The following is an 18,040-nucleotide window of genomic DNA, read 5'->3' as shown; positions in this document are numbered from 1 at the left end:
GTGCGATATATGCTGATAAGCGGCACGGCCGTACGGTTGCGCCGAGCCTTTCTCGGGTAACCTCGAAACAAGGAGTTCCCGTAGCGTAGTAACCCCTTCGCTCGAGTGACCCTCGAGCAAGGCACGCCACGCAACGAGTTCTCTCGGTGTCCAAGTTTGCAGCCGGGACAGCGTCCACGGACTACAGTTCGCGTGGCGGTGTCGTTGACGAAGCACCACAACATCCATAGTGATCACTGCAGCATCGGGGAGCAGCCATGTCCGAGGAACTGGACGACATCGGCCGCGAGACAGCGGCCATGATGAGGACAATGTTGCAGCTTGCGACGTTGGTCGCACTGCGGACCCGCGAGCGTGGTCAAAAAGAAGCCGAAGCGCGCGTCAAGGTGACCGAAGCTCGCATGAAAGAGGCCCGCGAGATGCAAGTCCGCGAGGCCCGCGACGCGAAGTCCAAGGACCCGCGCAACACCGAACTCGCCCGGATGATCGAACGACCGATCCCCGAGCGCGGCGTGTCGCTGGAGAAGGATCGCTTCACCGCGCAGGCCGAGGCGACCAGGATGGCAGGTATCGCCGCCGCGCACGCAAAGCCGGTGCTGCAGTACGACTCCCCCGAACGACGGATGGCGATCGCCGCCCATCTTGCGAAGATGGGCGTGGCGCCGGAACTCGCCGCGGTGCGGATGCTGATCGAAGTAGGCCAGGCGCAGCCCCCGATCGAGGCGGTACGCACTCGTCCCGAAGAGGCACCCGCCGTGACAAGGGCTCGCGAGCAAGAATCCCGCGGACTCGAACGCACTCGCTGACGCACACCGGACACCCAAACGCCCGCTTCCCCAAGCGGGCGTTTACTTTTCGCCTGCTCCTTCGACCTCTCCGGAGTCGCGAAACCCCGCAGCCGCACACCTTCTGTCTTCGCGCACACGATTTCGTCAGCGATTCGCTGTGCGGGAAGACAGAAAGTGTGCGGGACAGAGTCTTTGATCATGAACCCTCTAGGCCGGTACCTGTGGCTAGCCCTGCCGAGTTGGTCGATTGATCACGAGGCACTGATGGCGGTATCGGCCGAGAAGCCCCCGCCGTGAGAGCCCCCTCAGCACGAAGCCCGCTTACCAAGCGGGCGTTTACTTTTCACGCTGTACGTGCAGATGTCGCCCAGCGGGGAGTAGACCTCTTGACGTACGAACCCAGGCGACGGCCACACAACCCAGAATCCGTGCCGGTTCCGGAGTTGGTCGGTTGATCACGGGGCACTGGTGGCGGCATCGGCCGAGGTGGATTCAAGTGGTGGATGCAACACTTCTGATCTGGAGTGTTGATGAGTCATTTGCCGTTGAGGTCTGTCATGCGTCGGTTCTGGGATCTTGTTGGTGGTGGTGTGTCGGTCGCGGAGGCCGGTGCTGTGTGTGGGGTGTCTGCGGTGCAGGCGGGGCGGTGGGTGGCCGCCTCGGGTGGGTTGCGTCCTGAGTTTCCGGTCCCAGGCCCGCGGCGGCGTCCGCGGCTGAGTGTGGTTGAGCGCGAAGAGATCGCGGCTGGTGTGGTGGTTGGGGAGTCGATCAATTCGATGGCCCGGCGGTTGGGCCGCTCACCGTCGACGGTGATGCGCGAGATCGCCAACAACGGTGGCGGCAAGGGCAGTGTCGGGCGGTATCGGCGCCGCTATCGCATCGGTGCCGGGCAGCGGGGCAACGAGGCGGTGATGAGGTATCGGGCTAGCCTGGCCCAGCAACGCAGTGAGCAACGCGCGCGGCGGGCCCGCGGTGGGAAGCTGGCAGGGGACCCGGTCTTGCGGGAATTGGTGCAGCAACGGTTGAGCCTGCGTCACAGTCCCGAGCAGATCGCTGGGTGGCTGCGTGCGGAATTCCCCGACCGACCGGAGATGCGGGTGTCACACGAAACGATCTACAAGGCCCTGTATGTGCAGGGCCGTGGCGAGCTGCGTCGCGAGCTGGCCACGGCATTGCGCACCGGGCGGGCGGTACGCAAACCCCGCCGAAGCGGCGAATCCCGCAGCAGCCGAGCCAAATTCGCTGGGATGGTCCCCATCAGCGACCGGCCCGCCGAGGCCGAGGACCGAGCCGTGGCCGGGCACTGGGAAGGTGATCTGATCATCGGCAAGGACCAGGCATCCCAGATCGGGACCCTGGTCGAACGCAGTACCGGTTTCGTGATGCTGCTGCATCTGCCCCACGACCGCACCGCCGCGACCGTGGCCGAGGCCATGATCGCGAAAATGAGTCAGCTACCGGCCCAGCTGCGTCGCTCCCTGACCTGGGACCAGGGCAGCGAGATGGCCCACCACGCCCGCATCAGCATGGCCACCGACCTCGAGATCTACTTCTGCGACCCCCACTCACCCTGGCAGCGCGGCAGCAACGAAAACATCAACGGCCTTCTCCGTCAATACTTCCCCAAAGGCCAAGACCTCTCGATCTTCCCCGCCGACTACCTCGACTGGGTCGCCAACCAACTCAACACCCGCCCCCGCAAACGCTACAACTACCGCACCCCCGCCCAAGTCCTGGACCAGCTACTGTCAAACCCCGACAACCCTGTTGCATCGACCCCTTGAACCCAAGCGAGTAGCCCCCGCCACCAGTGCCCCCTCGACCAGAATCCGCCCCGGGCGATCCCAGATGCCGGGATCGGGGGTGCCTTGAGACCGGAAACCGCGCCCAGCCCGGCCTGACACCGAAATCCGCACCCCTCCTGTGCATCCGCACTCGTTCTGGGCTGCCAGAACGAGTGCGGATGCACAGAACCGGTGCGGATTCAAAGCCTCTGATCGCGAAACCCCGCAGCCGCACACTTTCTGCTTTCCCGCATACGATTTCGCATGCCATATCGTGTGCGGGAACTCAAAAGGTATGCGGGAAATAGTCTTTGATCTTGAAGGTTTCGAAACGGGAGCACAGCCAAGTAACCCGGCTGGGACAAGAGACCGCGTGATCGACTGCGGAGGTCAGCCGGGTACGGCAGGCGACGCCACCACGCTAATCCGGTGCAAACCCTGAGATGCCGTACTCGTCAGGAGACCGTGGACCCGAAGGAGCTCTGCCTTCGCCAAGCCCAAAGCGGCACGGACACAGCCCAACCCGACCCGTGGGCCGCGGTCTCAGACGCGCGCGGTCTCAGACGCGCGCGGTCTCAGACGCGCGCGGTCTCGGGCGGGCGCGGTCTCGGGCGGGCGCGGTCTCGGGCGGGCGCGGTCTCGGGCGGGCGCGGTCTCGGGCGGGCGCGGCTTTGGGGGTTGGTGCGGGTTTCGTAGGGCGTGTTGCGTTTGGGGTGGTGGTTTTATCCGCGGGTTCGACGGTCTCCTGACGAGCGGGGACAGTCTCGGGGTTTGCACTGGATAGCGTGGTGGCGTCGTGTGCCGTACCCGGCTGACCTCCGCTGTCAGGTGCGGGTTCTCTCGTTCCAGACCGGGTTGCTTGGCTGTGGTCCGGTTCAAAGATCTTTTCGGGGAAGTGATCTCGAGGGAGGTTGACGGGAGTCGTATGGTGGCCGTTTTCAGGCGCACGGCAACCATAGGACTCCGCTCAACGCAGATCAGCAACCATTTCTCTCCGCTCAACGGGGCGGCAACCATTTCACTCCCGTCAACGGAGCCCAGCCACCACTTCTCTCACGTCAACAAGCCTCGCCAACCACTCCACTACCGCCCAACGACCGTGCCCAACCCATCCCCACACTCGGCCCGTCCTTCGACAGCCGCACTCCCCCAACAGCTCACATTCGGAAGTCGCCGATTGTCGGATCGCCGAACATCCCGTGCTGGGGGGACTTCAGCGGCAGCGGGCTCAGCATGTCCTTGTGGCCGTTGCGGACGCTGCAGTACTTGAATGGGCCCTTGGGGTCGAACAGCCGCGCCATGTGCGGATCCGCGTGATCGAGGAACCACACGCTCAATCCCGTTGCGCCGTCGAGACGGAAGTGCTCCCAGGCGCGCCACATCGCGTCCAGCCTGGCGATCGCTTCGGCGTGCTGCCACCATTCCGGGCACCACACCGTATCGCTGAGATCGGTGACCTGCCGCCGGTACACCAGGCTCAGGTAGTTCTCCACGAACTCGACCACGCTGGAGTAGATCATCGGTTGCTGCTGCTGTTCAGTCATGCCATCGCCTCGCTGGCGTTCGGCTCCCTCACAGTGGCCTGACCTCCTCGACCTGTCCGTACTCCGGTGGCGGCGTTGCCTTGCTCAGCGAAGGCCTACCGGGCATCAGATCGCCGATTTCCGTCTTGCGCTGCGGATCGTGATGCGCGATGGACTTCGTCACTTCGGCAGCGTACTCGCCCTCCCACCATGGGACTGTCCGAACCAGTACCGGCGGCGCGCCGGACGGGAAGACGATCACCCGGCCGCGCGGCAGCTGGGCGAGCGCCTGAACGCTGAACGTCTTCGACGACCCCAGCGAACGCGAATAGCTTTTGCCGCCAGAGGATTCCGACACCGACGCGGAAATGACTTCGTAGTCGCCGATGGCCTCCGAGCGCTCGCGCAGGAAGGCCGTGTCGTCGACGCCGCTGCCGAGCACCTTGATGTTCGCGGCGGCCCACAGCGCGTTCATGCCTGCCTCGCCCCAGCAGCGCACGCCCTGCGCCCAGGACTGCAGCACGGTCATCACGACGATGCCGCGCGAGCCGAAGTGGCTGTACTGCTTGGGCAGATCCTTCCAGCGCACCACATTCGCGGCCTCGTCGAGCACCGCGAGCAGCGGGATCGGCAGCCTGCCGCCCGCGGAGCGGGACGCTTCACGCATGGCCACGTCGATCACCGCCTCGGTGAGCGCGCTGACCAGCGGCGCCGCCGAGCCGCGACCCTCGAGCGAGAGGCTGTACAGGGTGCCGTTGTCGCGGATGAACGCGCGCTCGTCGAACTGGAGACGGTCGCCGCCGCGCTGGATCCACGGGTGCACGTTGGACAGCTTGAGGCAGCGGACCATCTTCTTGGCGGTGCCGAAAATGCCACTCTTGGTGCGTTCGTCGGCGTTGTACTGGGACGCGAGACCGGACGCGGTGTAGTGGTGGCGGGCCGCGCGCAGCAACTCGATGGGCTCGGTGTCGCGCGGGTTGGTCACCCATTCCCACACCTGCACGATCGGCCTGCTGCCGTTGCGGTCACCGATCGCGGCGGCCAGGAACAGCCCGGCGAGCAGATCCTCGGCCTCCGGATCGAAGAACGCGTCGGTCTTGGCGTCGGAGCCGTCGTCGCCGTCGGCGAAGTGGCCTGCCAGCCGCGCCGCTCGCATCTCGCAGCCCTCGTGCCGCGCGTCCACCCAGGCCAGCGGATCCCAGAACCAGGTCGGTTCCTCGCCGGCGACGCCCTGCGGGTCGAAGACGAAGGTGGGACTTCCCTTGGCCTCGCGGACATCTCGCGTCGCGTCGACCACGTCGCGTTTGTTGGAGGTGGCCAGCACCGGACCGATCGCGGTGAGGATCGCCGGGATCACCCGTGACGTCGACTTGCCCTGCCGCGGTCCCCAAATGTCGAGGTGCAGATCCTCGTAGGAGCCGTACAGCATCTGGCCGTCGGCGATGCCGATGCCGATCGGCACGCCGGGCACGTCGTTGGTGCCGAGCCGCACGCCGAGCTGCATGGCCTTGTCGTACACGCCCTTCGCGGTGAGATGCCCGATGGCGGCGCCCTGCCCCATGACGTCGGCCTTCTCGTCGACCGGGAGCACGCCGACCGTCTTGCGCTTCTTCAGCCGCTTGCGGATCACCACGTAGGCGAGCACCGCGACCATCACCAGCAGCACGATCGCCGTCGAGGCACGCGGCCACTGCAGCTTGCCCCTGGCCAGATCCGCGACGATGGCGATCGGGTTGATCGGGATCGACTGCGGGGTCACCGCGAGCGCATTGCCGAGATGCAGTGCCACCCACAGTGTTCCGAGTACCGCGAAGCCGACATAGAGCAGGATCATGGTCGCGTCCGGGCCGACGGCGGCCGGATCCTTTACCACCTTCTTCGCCATGTCTGCCTCCTGTTCTGTGCGGGAAATGTCTTGGTGTTCAGCGGAACGCGTCGAGTCGCCAGCCGTCGGGCGTGCGCACGACGGTGGCGATGACCGTCGCGGGCGGCAGCGACTCCTTGCGGCCGTTCGGATAGACCACGGTCTGTTCGATGCCGACCTTGAACTGCTGGGTGTTCGGATCGGCGCCGGCAGGCGCCTTCTCCCCCGACGCGAAGGTGAACGCATCGACGTGTGCCTGCGCCGCGGCCCAATCCGCCCACTGCAGCGTGGCCTTCGGCGTTTCCAGCCCGGTCGGCGGGCCGTCGAGGACGCGGACCAGGCTGGGGCCCAACCACTTCCGGGCCCGCCCCAGCGACGCGCCTTGGGCCTCGCTGGCGGGCTGCCAGGTGTAGATCTCCTTCAGCGCGGCCACCGCGACACCGTCGGGCGTCACCGGATCGGGGGCGGGGACACCTTCGAGCATCCTGGTGGTAGACGTGGCGGGCTGTCCCGCACCGGATCCCGTCCCCACGCCGTCCTCGCGGCCACAGGCCGCGCTCAGCATCGCGACGCTCATCACCAGCATCACCACCAGTTTCGCGCGTACCTGTGCTCTGTTCACCGCGCGGCGCTCCCCGGACCCTCCGTGGTCACGGCGAGCCGTCGCCGCGCGTGCCGCTGTGTTATTCCAGGCTAGCCGCAATGACCGACACTTCGGCAGTCCCACGGTCGCGTGTTTGCCGGGGGTGTTCACAGCACCCTCCTCGCTCGACTGTCGCCGGGCACCGCCACCTCGCCGACACCGCCCGCAGAACGGCCGACGAGACCGGGAACGGCCTGGATCATCCGCCCGTTTCCGGCATAGATGCCCACCTCCGCGGGCCCGCGCGGGCCGAACGAGCTGAACACCAGATCACCCTCCTTGATCTTGCTCATCGGCACCTCGACGCCTGCCTCCCACTGCTGTTCGGCTGTGCGTGGCAGCGACACCTTGCCGGACGAGGCCGCGAACACCGCGGCCGAGGTGAGGCCTGGCCCGTCGAGGCCACCGCCGGTCGGACCCTGCGGTCCGCCGCCGCCCCAGACGTACGGCGTGCCGAGCCAGTCGTGCGCGGCCTCGACGATCTGGCTGCCCGTGCCGCTCTCCTGCGGCGCGAATCGGCCGACCGAACCCGGCGCCCGATACTGCGCCTCCATCGCGAGAATGTTCGCCACGTATGGCTGGGTCTCGGAATAGTGCGCCGCCACCTGATTCGGCATGCCACCGGAGGCGAGCACCGCGCCCTCGCCCGCGTTGTAGGCGGCCAGGGTCAGCGCGGTGACGTCGCCGCTCACCCGGCCTTCCGACTGCCACTGCACGATCTTGTGCGCGATGGCGCACATGTAGCGGCCCTGCCCGATGATGGCGTCACCGTCGTCCCACACGCTGGCCGAACCGTTGCCGTCGGCGTCGATCACGTAGGGCTGCCCGTCATCCGGGTTCACGCTGGCCGCGGTGCTCGGCAGGAACTGCGCCAAGCCCTGCGCGCCCGCGGGTGAGGTGGCGCCGCGGCGGAAGCCCGACTCCTGCCTGCCCTGCGCGGCCAGCAGCGACGGGGTGATCTGCGCGCAGATCGAACCCGCACGGCGATACCAGATTTCGAGCTCGGGTGGCACCTTGCCCGCGGCGAGCGCGCCGCCCGCGCTGCCGAAGCCACGGTTGCATCGCGGATCGCTGGAATACGCCTGTGCGCCACCGACATCCGGAGTGGGCGCGCCGTCGAGCCAAGGCAGCGGGTCGATCTGCCTGCCGCCGGTGAAGCGGCCGCCGGGCACGATCTCGAAATGCAGGTGCGGGCCGCTGGATTCGCCTGCGGAGCCGACCTGGGCGATGGGCTGGCCCGCGGTCACCGTGTCACCGACGCGCACATGCACGCCGGAATCCCACATGTGCCCGTAGACCGCCGAGTACGAGCGGCCGTTGGTGTCGACCGAGTCGACGACCACCCAGTTGCCGAAACCCGAAGCGGGCCCTGCGGCGACGACGCGGCCGTCGGACACCGAGTAGATCGTGGTGCCGTCGGCGGCGGCGAGGTCGATGCCGCGGTGTTGGCCGCCGCGCGCGCCGAAGGTGTCCGACAGCGTGAAGGTGCCGATGGCCAGCGGCATCGTGCGGCGGATCGGCCCGGAACCCGCGGCGAGCGAGGGCGTTCCGGTCACGGTCGGATTCCCCGGCGTCCCTGCGGCGGCCGGGTTCGCTTGTGCGCCGGGCGGTTGCGTCGTCGAGGTGGCCCGTGGATCGCCGGGCGCGAACCCGCCCAGCGGCGGCAGCACCGTCCCTGAGCCGAGCAAAGACGAACCCTCACACGGGTCGTCGACCGCGGGCAGCACGATGACCAGCACCACGGTCATCAGACCGAGCACCGCGCCGAGGCATCCCCAGAGGAGCCCCCGTCCGCTCACTGTGGCCTCGCCGGGCCCGGCCCCGGAGCGTCACGGTTCACTGGCCGCGCCGGGATTCGTTGAGGGTGTCGGCGAGGGTGCGGTTCATCTCGGCGGCGGCCGCCAATTGCTGTTGCAGCAGCGCCACTTTGCGGCGCAGCGCGGATGCGTCCAAGCGTTCCAGGCTCGGCCCCTCGGCGGCGCGCACCCAGTTGCGCACCGAGTTCGTATGCACGCCGATCTGTTCGGCGACCACCCGGCAGGCCTCCGATTCGCTGCTCAGCTGACTGGTGAGCGCGACGACCTGCTGTACGGCGGCCTGCCTGACCTCCGGCGAGACCCGGCGATAGGAACGGTGCGGCATCATCGGGCGCACCTCCGACCGCGCGGCATCGGTAACTCGCGTCTGCGCTGATCTCTCATGCGGCACTCCCGCTCGGCGAATCCGTTCCTCGTGCGGTCGATTCGGTGAACTCGCTGAACCGCTGGTTGGTGTCGTGGATGCCGCTCTCCTTCTCCGAGAGCGTGAACTCCATGTGGAAGGGGATGCCGGGCCGACGATCCTCACCGATCTTCAGCAAGAACTTGCCGGTGCCCGGCGGCGACGGCCGCAGCTGGCCCGGCTTGAGCGCCTCACCCGTCAACGCCTGCGGCGCCGACCAGCCGGTCACCATCTGCTCCTCGGCGGAGGTGAACGGCACGATGCTGTCCAGCCGCTTGACCTCCTCGGCGGGCAGCGCGCCGAAGATCTTGGCGCGCGCGCGTTCCAGGAAGCCGAGCGCCTTGGCGATGGCCGATTCCGAGCCGAGCGCCTGCAGGTCCTTGATGGTGTGGCTGATCATGATCAGCGAGGTGGCGATGCCTCGCTGCAGACGAGTCAGCTCGTCCACCCGGTCGACCATGAAGTCGCCGAGGCCGAGCACCTGCCACAGCTCGTCCATCACCACCTGGAAGTAGCGCTGCGGGCCCATGTCCGCGTCCGAGAGCACGTGCGCCGCCTCGACCGAGGCGAACCCGTCGGCCCAGCAGGCAAGCATGACAGCGGCTTTGAGCTTCTTGTCGCCGGTGGGGATGTGCGAGACGTCGATGCAGACCGCGACGGCGCTGGTGTCGATCGGCACCGAGGTCTGCCCGTTGAAGATCGCGCCGAACGGTCCCTGGGTGAGCGCGCGCAGCGAACGACGCAAACCCTTGATGGCGTTCTGATACTCGTCGACGCCGTCGGCGCCCGCGTCGAGCATCAATTCCTCACCGCCGGTGACGATCACCTCGAGCAGGTTCTCCATGATCGGCGGCTGGTCCGGGGTGTAGCCCGAGCCCGGCTGGTACAGGATGCGCAGGCCGGTGGAGATCAGCGTCTCCTCGTAGTCGCGCACCCGCGCGCCGCGGACCAGTTCGACCAGGCCAGCGATGAGCGTCACCTGACGGGCCCGCAGGTCCTGCAGCACCTGAAGTTGCAGGGCAGGAAGGTCTTCCAGGCGCGGCACCACGGCGCCGAGCACGCCCGCGGCCAGCGGATTGAGCTTGCCGTGGCCGTAGCCGAGGTCGATCACCTGGCCACCGACCAGCTCGACCATCTTGCGGTAGTCGGGCTTGACGTCGGCCAGGATCAGCGGCGTGATGCCCTGCGCGATGCCACCGAGCACGATCCGGCGCACCAGTGACGACTTGCCGAAACCGTTGAGCCCGAGCACGAAAAGGCTGGGCGCGGTGATGAAGCTGCCGCGCAGGAACCAGTTCATCGGATCGAAGCAGACCGGGGCGCCGGTGTGCAGGTGCGAGCCGAGCGGGGTACCGATCAGCGGCGCGCCCGCGCCGACCGACCACGGCCACAGGCCTGCCACTTGTGCTGTCGTCGCGCGGTATTCGACCGGTCGGCCGACCACGTTCATCCGGCCGCCGCCCTCCCCCGCGTAGCCGCGGTCGGTGAGCTGGGCGGTGCTGCGGTCGAATCCGTCTTCGAAGACCTGCTCGGCCCGCGCGGCGTAATTGCGGCGGCGAATGTCGTCGGTGCGAATCCGGAACTGCGCGAACGCCGCCCGCAGGCCGGTCTGCTCGCGGACGATCATCTCCAGCTTCGCGCGCGTGACCTCGTCGAGCAGCGGTGGGCCCGACTGTTTGCGCCGGTCCGCCTTGGCCTTGGCGCGCAACGCGGCCTTGTCCATGATGGGGGTGCCCATCGCGCGATCGGCGGTGTAGTCGGTCTTGTTGCTGCGCTGGGCATTACGGGCGGCCCGCGAGCCGTTGCGGTCCCGCACTTCGCGTTCCGGCTTGGCCGTGCGTGCCGGACGCGGCCTGCCGCGCTGCTCGCTCTGCGCCCCGCGCGGATCGGCCTGCCCGCCGCGTGCCGCCGGACGCGCAGGACGCTCACCTTCGCGCGGACGGCCTTGGCGGTCGGCGGAACCCTCGCGGGCGCGCGCCGACCTGGCGGCATCGCCGCGGGAGCGGTCCGAACTGCGCTCGCCGCGACCGCTTTCCGCGCGACCGTCGTCGGCGCGCGACCGATCGGAACGCGTGCCCGCACCGCGGGAGCCCTCGGCGCGGGCCCGGCGTTCGGCCGCCGCCCGCGCGCGCTCCCGCTCGGACGGCTCGTCGAACCCCGACCGGTCGTCGTCGGTCACCCGCGCCGCGCCCCTGCCGAATCGGCGCGGGCGTTCCGGCATCTCCTCGATGCCGGAGCGTTCGCGCACCCGAGCACCGTCGCGGCGCTCGCGCTCGGCGGACGGGCGTTCGCCCCACTCGTCGTACTCGGCCTCGTCGCGCCGCCTGCCGCGCCGAGCCGGTGGCTCGCCGCGTTCCCGTACGGGTGGCTCGTAGTCACGTGCCATGAATCCCTCACCCCGCCAGTGCCTTCGGAATGGTCGCGTGTTCCGGCAGGATCACCCCGCAACCGAGCGAGGCCGCGAAGGCCGCCGCCTGGTAGCGGTAACACCGCCGAATCTTCAAGCGCGCCTGGGTGGACAGGTCGCGCGTGATGGCTTCGATACGCGGCAGGTCGCCGCGCAGGGGCTCGGTGATGGTCACCAACGCCCCGAAGCGGGTCACACCGTGACCCCGGGCTTGCTCCTCACGCGCCTGCTGGGTGGCGCCCACCCGCAGGGTCGCGGCCGCGGAAACCACGCCGCGTTCGCTTTGCTGAGCTACCAGTGCGTTCTTGAAGTCGTCGTCGACGATCTCGGCCGCATCGGCGGCCGAATGCGGCCGGTACACGATGGCGATGCGCTTGCGTGGCACTTCGGGATTGGGCGCGAGCAGCCGTTGCAGCACCCGCTCGTCGACCGCGCCCTCGGGGGCGGCGTCCATCTCCCAGGTCACCGAGCGACCACCGTCGTGCACCAGGTGGTCCCATTTCTCGTCGTGCGAAACCGGGCCTGCGTCAGCCCAATCCAGCCCGTGGCCCTCGGGTTCGCTTGCGGCGACTTCCAAGTCGGCCTGCGAGGCGGGGTCGTAGCTGCGCCGGATGAACGAGATCACCTCGTCCGCCGACATCGGCTGGGCGCGCACGCCTGCCTCGGCGAGCGCCGCGCAGATGCCGGGCAGCCTGCGCCCGATCTCGACGGCCTCTTCCGCCGGGTTCTTGCGGCGCTCGGCGGTGGTCGCCTTGAAGGTGATCGCCACGCGCGGCAGCAGCTGCACCCGCTCCTGCGGCAGCTCGGTGGCGAGTTCGTACATCACCTGCTGCGCGAGCTCCGGCGCCTCCGGCCTGGTGATCGTGGAAACCTCGGTGAGCAAACGGTTTCCGGTCTCCGGCACGGTGTCGATGACCGGAACGACGGCGACGATGTCGCTGGTCTGGCCGACCGAGGCGAGGAACGTGCCCCACGCCGACACCCAGCGATCGATCACCGGCTGGTCGACTGCCTCGTGGCCCTGCGGCCAAGCGCGCAGCACCACCGTGTACTGCGCGAACTGCGGCAGGTGGATCATGCCGAAGCTGTAGCCGCCCGCGTCGATGCCTTCGTAGAGCTTCGACGGAGCGAGCAGACCCGGCAATCGGGTGACGCCGCCGGGGATTCGGGAGAACCGGCCACCCCGGTACACGTGCTCGCCACGCTTACGCGAGCGCATCCAGTTGAACATCATCAATCCCGTCTCGTAGCCCGAGCGGCCCCCCGTCCGCCACACCAGGGGAACCATGATCAGCACACCGACGCCGCCGACGATCATGCCCCACTTGAAACCGCCGACCATCGCGGTGATCAGCGCCGTGATCACCACCGCGAAGCCGAGCACGGTCTCTTCCCACCGCAAGCCGAAAAGGCCTGCGCTGCGGGGCTTCTGCCACAGCCCGTACGAGCGACGCTCGTAGGTGTCGTTCGTCGTCATCGTCATCGCGGAATGGTGCTCCTCCCGAGGTCGGGCGATCGATTCGCCCAACGGTCACCGGCCACATCACCCATCACCTGGTCGGCACGGCTCAGCCCGCTCGTCGCGGCGCGCGCCGCACCGATCCGGCCCGCCGCCCTTGCCGCACCGGACGGTACTCCGGCCGCGCCCGCTGGCGAGGAGGCGCGCTGTGCCGCAGCACCTCCGCCGCCACCGCCACCACGCGGCGGGGTCGGACGCGGGGCGCCACCACCACCGCCGCGGCCGCCCGCGCCACCCGGCGGACGCGGACCCGTGCCACTGCCGCTGACATAGCCAGCAGAGCCGGGCGCCGCAGTGCCTTTGACGCCAACGGCCTTGGTGCCCATGGCGCCGAGGCCCGCGACGGCGAGCAAGGTGCCGCCGGTCGCGGTGAGACCGGAACCACCGCTACCCACGATCGCAACCGCGGGCGTGACCAGTCGCATCAGCGCGGGCAACACGAACGCGACGCTGCACAGCAGCACGATCGCGACCAGCATGCGTTGCGCCTGTTCACCATCCGGCAGACCGTTGGTCGAGGTCAGCGAATCCACATGCCCCGCAGTGGTGAACGCGATCATGTAGACGATCGCGGCCACCGGTTTCCAGAGCATGAACGCGATGATCCAGCCGACCAGCTTCTGGTAGGACTGCTTGCCGATGTTCATCCCCGACGCGGCCGCCGCCAGCGGTAGCACGCCCGCCGCGATCAACAGCAGACCCTGGCGCACGATGGCGAGAATGATCTGCGCGAGCGCACCGAGCAGGCCGACGATCGCGATGATCAACACCAGACCGGGCGAAAACGCCTGTAGCTTACTGGTTTTCACCATCAGCTCGGCCAGGTCCTTGGCGTTGCCGTTGGTCGAGTCGTTGATGATCCACTCGGAGAAGCGATCCGAGGCCTGGGTGCCTGCCACGATCACCGCGCCGAGCATCCAGGAACTGAACACCACCCTGGCGAACATTCGGAACGATTCTGCGGCCTCGTTCATCGCCGCCCCGCGTCTGGCTTCGGCCAGTCGGGCGCCGGACAGGATCACCGAGGCGATCAAGAGCAATATCTGCGCTTGATAGGTGTAGTCGTTGATCTTCGTGAACAACGAACCCGAGTCGCTGGCAGCCTCATTCGGCACCTTCATCCAGAAGGTCAACGCCAGGATGATGGCCTCGCCGAGGCCCTTCATCAGCGAGTCGACCACCTTGCCGAAGGTCGAGTCCCATGCCTTGTCCTTCACCGCCTCGGCGGCCGAGCCCGGGTGCGAGGCCACGTTGCCAGCCTTGCACGCGGCCGAGGCGGCGTCGCCGAGCGAGATGCCTGGCAGGCCGACATTGTCGAGGGTGTCGTGGATTTCGTTGCAGGTCTGGTCGAAGCCGTACTGCTGCCCGTAGGCCACCGTCGGCGTCGCGATCATCACCGTGAAGATGACCGCGACGATCGTGAGCAATCGCCTCACCATTGCGTGCACCCCTCGCTCCACTGGACGGCCGTCAACTGTTGCGCGCATCTTCCCTACCGTGCTCACCATTTCGTCCACCCGCCAAGCGATTCGATCAATCCGGTCTGCGCGGAGCTGGACGACAACGGCTTGAGCCGCCAGTCGCCGCTGTCCCAGACCATGACGAGGCGGATCGTCGACCATGTCGATTTACCGTCGACGACCTGTCCCCTGGTGGCGAGCTGGACTATCGCCAGATCGTCGGCATAGTCGTCCACCTTGAACGCATCCGAGGCGACGAAGAACTTGGTGATCCGCTCCGGCTGCTGCTCGGGTAACCGGTCGGCCGCGAGCGCCCGGTCGTACGCGGCGACCTGCTGTGCCGAACTGCGCACCTGCCGGACGTAGAGGTCACGGTCGGCCGGACGGGCGTTGAGCCGGTAGGTGATCTGCGCCGCGGCCAGCACCGCGCCCTGCGGCGTGTGCGAATAGCCAACGGCGAGACCGTCTTCCAGGCGGGTCGGCCCGTCGGAGGTGGAGAACGGCACCGAGGCGCCGTACACCCGCTGCCAGCCGAACGGCGCGGTGGTGCCCTCGGGGGCCGCCGTCAGCCAGTCCGCGTCGCCGGACTTGCGCTGCCGCGTGACGTTCTGCGGAAGTGGTTGCCCGGCAGCATTGTTCGGCACGTCGACGCGCCTGCCGAGGATGTCGACCTCCGGGCTGGCGAAGCCGCTGCCGCCGGCGGTCTCGGCGACCGACGGGGTGGTGCCCGCGGCGCCGCTGTCCCGCGTGACGTACACGACGATGCCGACGACCACGATGAGGGTCAGCACCGCCGCGGAGGCGATGGCGCCGAAGGAGACGCGATCGCGCGAATAGGAATCCTTCTCAGCCATGCCGCGCCCCGCAGACGGCAGACCACGCCATGCGCGAGGCATGCGGCGATACGATTCGCTCGCTGCGCTCACTCATTTCGGCGCCTCCAATTTCACTATGTCGGTGGGTAATACGTCGATCGGATCGATGGGTCTGGCGGTCGAGCCCGGGTCGGGCAGTCGTAATCGCCAGTCCTCGCCGAACCATTCGACGGTGGTGTGGTTCACCGCCTTCGAGGCGTCCGAGTATTCGGTGTGCACGTCAACGGTGCTGCGCTGCGGGGTGTAGCCGGTGATCTTGTACCCAAGCACTCTCGGCGCGTAGTCGGGAGTGGCCGGGCCGGTGATGGACAGCTGGACCCGGTTGACCGCCCATTCGTCCTTGGCCGGTCCCGGCACCAGTTCCTTGGCCGCCACCTTCGCCCACTGGCTGTCGGCGGCCACCGCGATGCGCACCGCGTGGGTGATCGCAGCGACGCCGGCGCCGCGCGGTGAGTGCTCGAAACCCGTTGCGGCACCGTCGGCTGTCGACTTCGGGCCCTGCTCGGTCTGCGGCAGCGGCACCCCTTGGAACGGTTGCCAGCGCACCCCGGTCGGCACCGCGGCCAGGTCCGGCCCCGGCTCCTCGCCGCCGCCGCAGCCGGTGGCCGCGAGCAGCAACGCGGCGCCGAACGCGCCCGCCGCGGGCCCGCGCAACGACCGTCGCACTGCCGGCAGCGGCCGTCCCGCTGTGCGCGGGCGCACGGCAGCGCGCGGGGTCGGTGCGCACCGCAACGTGGAATTCATGCTCGTCCCTGACCGGTGGCTCACGTCGGGAGGAACGCCAGTGCGATCCCCGATGCCGTGCTCGCCACGATCGCCCCGAGCAGGCTCATCAGCACCCCGTGCGACGCGTCGTTGACCGCCATATCGTCACGGAAGGCGATCCATAGCTTGCCCGCGGAGACGATCATCCAAGCCAGGCACACCAGCAGGACGAACCACAGCAGCCAGTTGAGCAGCTGCATGAGCGGCTGCAGCACCTCGGCGGGCATCTGCTTGTAGGCCAGCAGCTCGGCTGCCGACACGCGCGCGGAAGACATGGCGGACATCAGGTTCCGATGACGGCGTTCATGATGGTGCCCGCGCTGGTCGCCACGACGCCACCGATCATGGCTCCCGCCACCATCTTCGGCGATTCGAGCCCGCCACCCGTCCACTTCTCCCACGCGAACTTGCCACCGGCGTAGACGATTCCGCAGATGCCGGACAGCAGCACGAACCAGGTCAGGTAGCGCACCAGCTGCAGGATCTTCTCCGAGCCGGGCGGCGCCTCCGGGGTCGGGTTACCGACCTGCGCGAGTACGGTGCCGTACGTGTCCTGCACGGCGAGGAGAAGCATGCTCATCGGGTGCCTTTCTCGAAAGTTGTTGCGTCAGTCGCCAATTCGATGCCTGGGTTCATTGATCGGGCGCCTTTCTGCTTACCCGATCTTGCACCGGATCGTCGAGGTCCGCCTCCTCCAGTGCCGTTCGGGCCGCCGCGACGATGTCCGCGCCCAGCTCCCTGACATCGAGCGGCACCTCCTCCAGCGGGTCGATCTTGCGCTTCTTCTGCGGCATCGGGTCGCCCGGTGACCACACCGGCAACTTCTCCGGTTCTACCAGCGTCCATTCCTCGTACCACGGGACCTGCCACAACTGGCCTGCCAGCGAGCCGACCACGTCGCGGTAGCGGCGGATCTCGGCGGGCAGGCGGCCCGGGCGGGCGGCGACGGTGATCAGGCCGAGCACCTCACAGGAACCGGCGAAACCCGAATGATGTTGCCGCAGTAGATCATGCGCGCGGGTGAGGCCTGCGATGGTCTCCCTGGCCACCAGCACGACGAAGGGAGACTCGCGGTCGAAGACGCCGGGCCAGCGGCGGCCCGAATCCGCCGCGGGCGCAAGCACATGCGCGAGGCTACTGGCCCCCGCACCGCCGTGCACACCGAGCAGCCACACCAGCGGCGCGCGGCCGACCCCCGGCACCGGACGATCCCAGATAGGCGCGCGACGCGACTCCGGCGGGGCAACGACACCGACGGGCGCGGATTCGGTTTGACGTCGAAACTTCATGGCGGCGGTCATGATGCCACCCCGGCGAGCAGACGCCCATAGGCCCGGCGCGTCTCGAGCGACAGCGACGCGTGCCGGACAAGTTCGCCCCTGGCCAGGTGCGGGTCGTACGGAATCTCCCTGATGTCACGGACCCAGCCGGACAGGTGCTCACGCAAATGGTCGGCAACTCGCGACTCACCACCGGGATGCTGGTGCGAGACAACGATGGTGGTATCGCCGACGATGCCGCCGCCCTGCCCCTCGGTCGAGTCGCCGAACTGGTCGTCGAGCCATTCCAGGGTGACGCGCAGCCGGTTCGCGGCATCGGTGCGCGCCGGAATGGCAAGCACCAGCGCGATGTCGGCGTCGTCGAGCAGCGGGCGCAGCTGCCGTCCGGCAATCGGGTTGCCACCGTCGTAGACGGCGGTGAAGCCCGCGTCGTACACCGCCCGCGCCACCGTGAGATAGGTCGCACGCCTGCGCAGCGGTGCCGCGTCGCGCCACAGCAGGCCGATGCCCGAGGTCGCGCGCGAGAGGCATTCCTTCAGCGGGGCCGGTTCGTCGTCGCCGCGACCGTATAGCCACGACTGCAAGCTGATCGGGTGCAGGTGTTCGTCCGCGCCGCGCAGCGCGAGGTCGCTGCCCGCCGCCGTCGCGTCCACCGCGACCGTCGGGGTGCCTGCCATGCCGAGCTCACCCGCGATGCCGAGCGCCGTCGTGGTGGTTCCCGCACCACCGCAGCCGCCGACCACCAGGATCGGGCGCTGCAGCGGCTGTTCCGCACCGGAACCACCGCCCTTGCCACGCCGCAACCGCACCACCGGAGCCTTGGAGCGCGCAGGCCGACCCGACGACGCACCCTCATCGGGCGCCTCGTCGAGCCAGCGGCTCCAGTCCTCTCCCATCGCTTCCTGCTCTCCT

The 18,040-nt window shown here is 68.4% G+C and carries 16 protein-coding genes; 2 read left to right on the top strand and 14 right to left on the bottom strand.

Annotated elements, in window-relative coordinates; all coding sequences use genetic code 11:
• Nucleotides 1-257: 257 nt before the first annotated feature.
• Both ACGFNJ_RS25760 and ACGFNJ_RS25755 read left to right on the top strand, forming a co-directional pair.
• On the top strand, nt 258-806 hold the full coding sequence (locus tag ACGFNJ_RS25760; RefSeq protein WP_069166017.1) for a hypothetical protein: 549 nt from the start codon (nt 258-260) through the stop codon (nt 804-806).
• A gap of 512 nt (nt 807-1,318) precedes the next feature.
• Complete coding sequence (locus ACGFNJ_RS25755; RefSeq protein ID WP_393453086.1) at nt 1,319-2,572, top strand: IS30 family transposase; 1,254 nt, start codon at nt 1,319-1,321, stop codon at nt 2,570-2,572.
• A 1,157-nt stretch (nt 2,573-3,729) separates the two neighbouring features.
• On the opposite strand, the gene ACGFNJ_RS25750 is transcribed toward ACGFNJ_RS25755, so the two are convergent.
• The 14 genes from ACGFNJ_RS25750 to ACGFNJ_RS25685 all read right to left on the bottom strand — a co-directional run bounded on the left by ACGFNJ_RS25750 (nt 3,730) and on the right by ACGFNJ_RS25685 (nt 18,024).
• Entirely contained in the window at nt 3,730-4,116 is a 387-nt protein-coding gene (locus tag ACGFNJ_RS25750) for a DUF4913 domain-containing protein (RefSeq protein WP_069167964.1), read from the bottom strand.
• 28 nt (nt 4,117-4,144) lie between these two features.
• Nucleotides 4,145-5,980: a type IV secretory system conjugative DNA transfer family protein gene (locus ACGFNJ_RS25745; RefSeq protein ID WP_393453082.1), complete on the bottom strand. Its 1,836-nt coding sequence runs from the start codon at nt 5,978-5,980 to the stop codon at nt 4,145-4,147.
• A gap of 37 nt (nt 5,981-6,017) precedes the next feature.
• On the bottom strand, nt 6,018-6,581 hold the full coding sequence (locus tag ACGFNJ_RS25740; RefSeq protein WP_393453079.1) for a hypothetical protein: 564 nt from the start codon (nt 6,579-6,581) through the stop codon (nt 6,018-6,020).
• 128 nt (nt 6,582-6,709) lie between these two features.
• Complete coding sequence (locus ACGFNJ_RS25735) at nt 6,710-8,401, bottom strand: peptidoglycan DD-metalloendopeptidase family protein (RefSeq protein WP_393453076.1); 1,692 nt, start codon at nt 8,399-8,401, stop codon at nt 6,710-6,712.
• Nucleotides 8,402-8,438: 37 nt separating this feature from the next.
• Entirely contained in the window at nt 8,439-8,747 is a 309-nt protein-coding gene (locus ACGFNJ_RS25730; protein WP_069167967.1) for a transposase, read from the bottom strand.
• Between the two features lie 52 nt (nt 8,748-8,799).
• On the bottom strand, nt 8,800-11,208 hold the full coding sequence (locus tag ACGFNJ_RS25725) for a hypothetical protein (RefSeq protein ID WP_393453073.1): 2,409 nt from the start codon (nt 11,206-11,208) through the stop codon (nt 8,800-8,802).
• A gap of 7 nt (nt 11,209-11,215) precedes the next feature.
• Complete coding sequence (locus ACGFNJ_RS25720) at nt 11,216-12,712, bottom strand: SCO6880 family protein (RefSeq protein ID WP_393453070.1); 1,497 nt, start codon at nt 12,710-12,712, stop codon at nt 11,216-11,218.
• On the bottom strand, nt 12,709-14,187 hold the full coding sequence (locus ACGFNJ_RS25715) for a hypothetical protein (protein ID WP_393453067.1): 1,479 nt from the start codon (nt 14,185-14,187) through the stop codon (nt 12,709-12,711). The genes ACGFNJ_RS25720 and ACGFNJ_RS25715 overlap by 4 nt, the downstream gene beginning before the upstream one ends.
• A gap of 62 nt (nt 14,188-14,249) precedes the next feature.
• Complete coding sequence (locus ACGFNJ_RS25710) at nt 14,250-15,062, bottom strand: hypothetical protein (protein WP_393453064.1); 813 nt, start codon at nt 15,060-15,062, stop codon at nt 14,250-14,252.
• A gap of 72 nt (nt 15,063-15,134) precedes the next feature.
• On the bottom strand, nt 15,135-15,827 hold the full coding sequence (locus tag ACGFNJ_RS25705; RefSeq protein ID WP_393453061.1) for a hypothetical protein: 693 nt from the start codon (nt 15,825-15,827) through the stop codon (nt 15,135-15,137).
• A 20-nt stretch (nt 15,828-15,847) separates the two neighbouring features.
• The gene (locus tag ACGFNJ_RS25700) at nt 15,848-16,123 is read right to left on the bottom strand and encodes a hypothetical protein (RefSeq protein ID WP_393453058.1); all 276 of its coding nucleotides are present in this window, start codon (nt 16,121-16,123) and stop codon (nt 15,848-15,850) included.
• Nucleotides 16,124-16,131: 8 nt separating this feature from the next.
• Nucleotides 16,132-16,428, bottom strand: a complete 297-nt coding sequence (locus ACGFNJ_RS25695) for a hypothetical protein (RefSeq protein ID WP_069167701.1) — start codon at nt 16,426-16,428, stop codon at nt 16,132-16,134.
• A gap of 52 nt (nt 16,429-16,480) precedes the next feature.
• Nucleotides 16,481-17,149: a hypothetical protein gene (locus ACGFNJ_RS25690; protein WP_069167700.1), complete on the bottom strand. Its 669-nt coding sequence runs from the start codon at nt 17,147-17,149 to the stop codon at nt 16,481-16,483.
• Nucleotides 17,146-18,024 (bottom strand): MinD/ParA family protein, encoded by an 879-nt coding sequence (locus ACGFNJ_RS25685; protein WP_393453055.1) that lies wholly within the window; start codon nt 18,022-18,024, stop codon nt 17,146-17,148. Before ACGFNJ_RS25685 ends, ACGFNJ_RS25690 begins: the two co-directional genes overlap by 4 nt.
• Nucleotides 18,025-18,040: the final 16 nt, after the last annotated feature.

The sequence above is a fragment of the Nocardia sp. NPDC049149 genome, assembly GCF_043197455.1.
Taxonomy (GTDB): Bacteria; Actinomycetota; Actinomycetes; order Mycobacteriales; family Mycobacteriaceae; genus Nocardia.
This window is presented reverse-complemented; position numbering and strand designations above follow the sequence as displayed.

What these genes read in the sequence shown, in the direction of transcription:
- ACGFNJ_RS25700 (WP_393453058.1), bottom strand. Translation starts at nt 16,123, where the DNA reads ATGTCTTCCGCGCGCGTGTCGGCAGCCGAGCTGCTGGCCTACAAGCAG.
- ACGFNJ_RS25750 (WP_069167964.1), bottom strand. Translation starts at nt 4,116, where the DNA reads ATGACTGAACAGCAGCAGCAACCGATGATCTACTCCAGCGTGGTCGAG.
- ACGFNJ_RS25685 (WP_393453055.1), bottom strand. Translation starts at nt 18,024, where the DNA reads ATGGGAGAGGACTGGAGCCGCTGGCTCGACGAGGCGCCCGATGAGGGT.
- ACGFNJ_RS25745 (WP_393453082.1), bottom strand. Translation starts at nt 5,980, where the DNA reads ATGGCGAAGAAGGTGGTAAAGGATCCGGCCGCCGTCGGCCCGGACGCG.
- ACGFNJ_RS25710 (WP_393453064.1), bottom strand. Translation starts at nt 15,062, where the DNA reads ATGGCTGAGAAGGATTCCTATTCGCGCGATCGCGTCTCCTTCGGCGCC.
- ACGFNJ_RS25755 (WP_393453086.1), top strand. Translation starts at nt 1,319, where the DNA reads ATGAGTCATTTGCCGTTGAGGTCTGTCATGCGTCGGTTCTGGGATCTT.
- ACGFNJ_RS25690 (WP_069167700.1), bottom strand. Translation starts at nt 17,149, where the DNA reads ATGACCGCCGCCATGAAGTTTCGACGTCAAACCGAATCCGCGCCCGTC.
- ACGFNJ_RS25695 (WP_069167701.1), bottom strand. Translation starts at nt 16,428, where the DNA reads ATGAGCATGCTTCTCCTCGCCGTGCAGGACACGTACGGCACCGTACTC.
- ACGFNJ_RS25715 (WP_393453067.1), bottom strand. Translation starts at nt 14,187, where the DNA reads ATGGTGAGGCGATTGCTCACGATCGTCGCGGTCATCTTCACGGTGATG.
- ACGFNJ_RS25725 (WP_393453073.1), bottom strand. Translation starts at nt 11,208, where the DNA reads ATGGCACGTGACTACGAGCCACCCGTACGGGAACGCGGCGAGCCACCG.
- ACGFNJ_RS25730 (WP_069167967.1), bottom strand. Translation starts at nt 8,747, where the DNA reads ATGATGCCGCACCGTTCCTATCGCCGGGTCTCGCCGGAGGTCAGGCAG.
- ACGFNJ_RS25705 (WP_393453061.1), bottom strand. Translation starts at nt 15,827, where the DNA reads ATGAATTCCACGTTGCGGTGCGCACCGACCCCGCGCGCTGCCGTGCGC.
- ACGFNJ_RS25720 (WP_393453070.1), bottom strand. Translation starts at nt 12,712, where the DNA reads ATGACGATGACGACGAACGACACCTACGAGCGTCGCTCGTACGGGCTG.
- ACGFNJ_RS25760 (WP_069166017.1), top strand. Translation starts at nt 258, where the DNA reads ATGTCCGAGGAACTGGACGACATCGGCCGCGAGACAGCGGCCATGATG.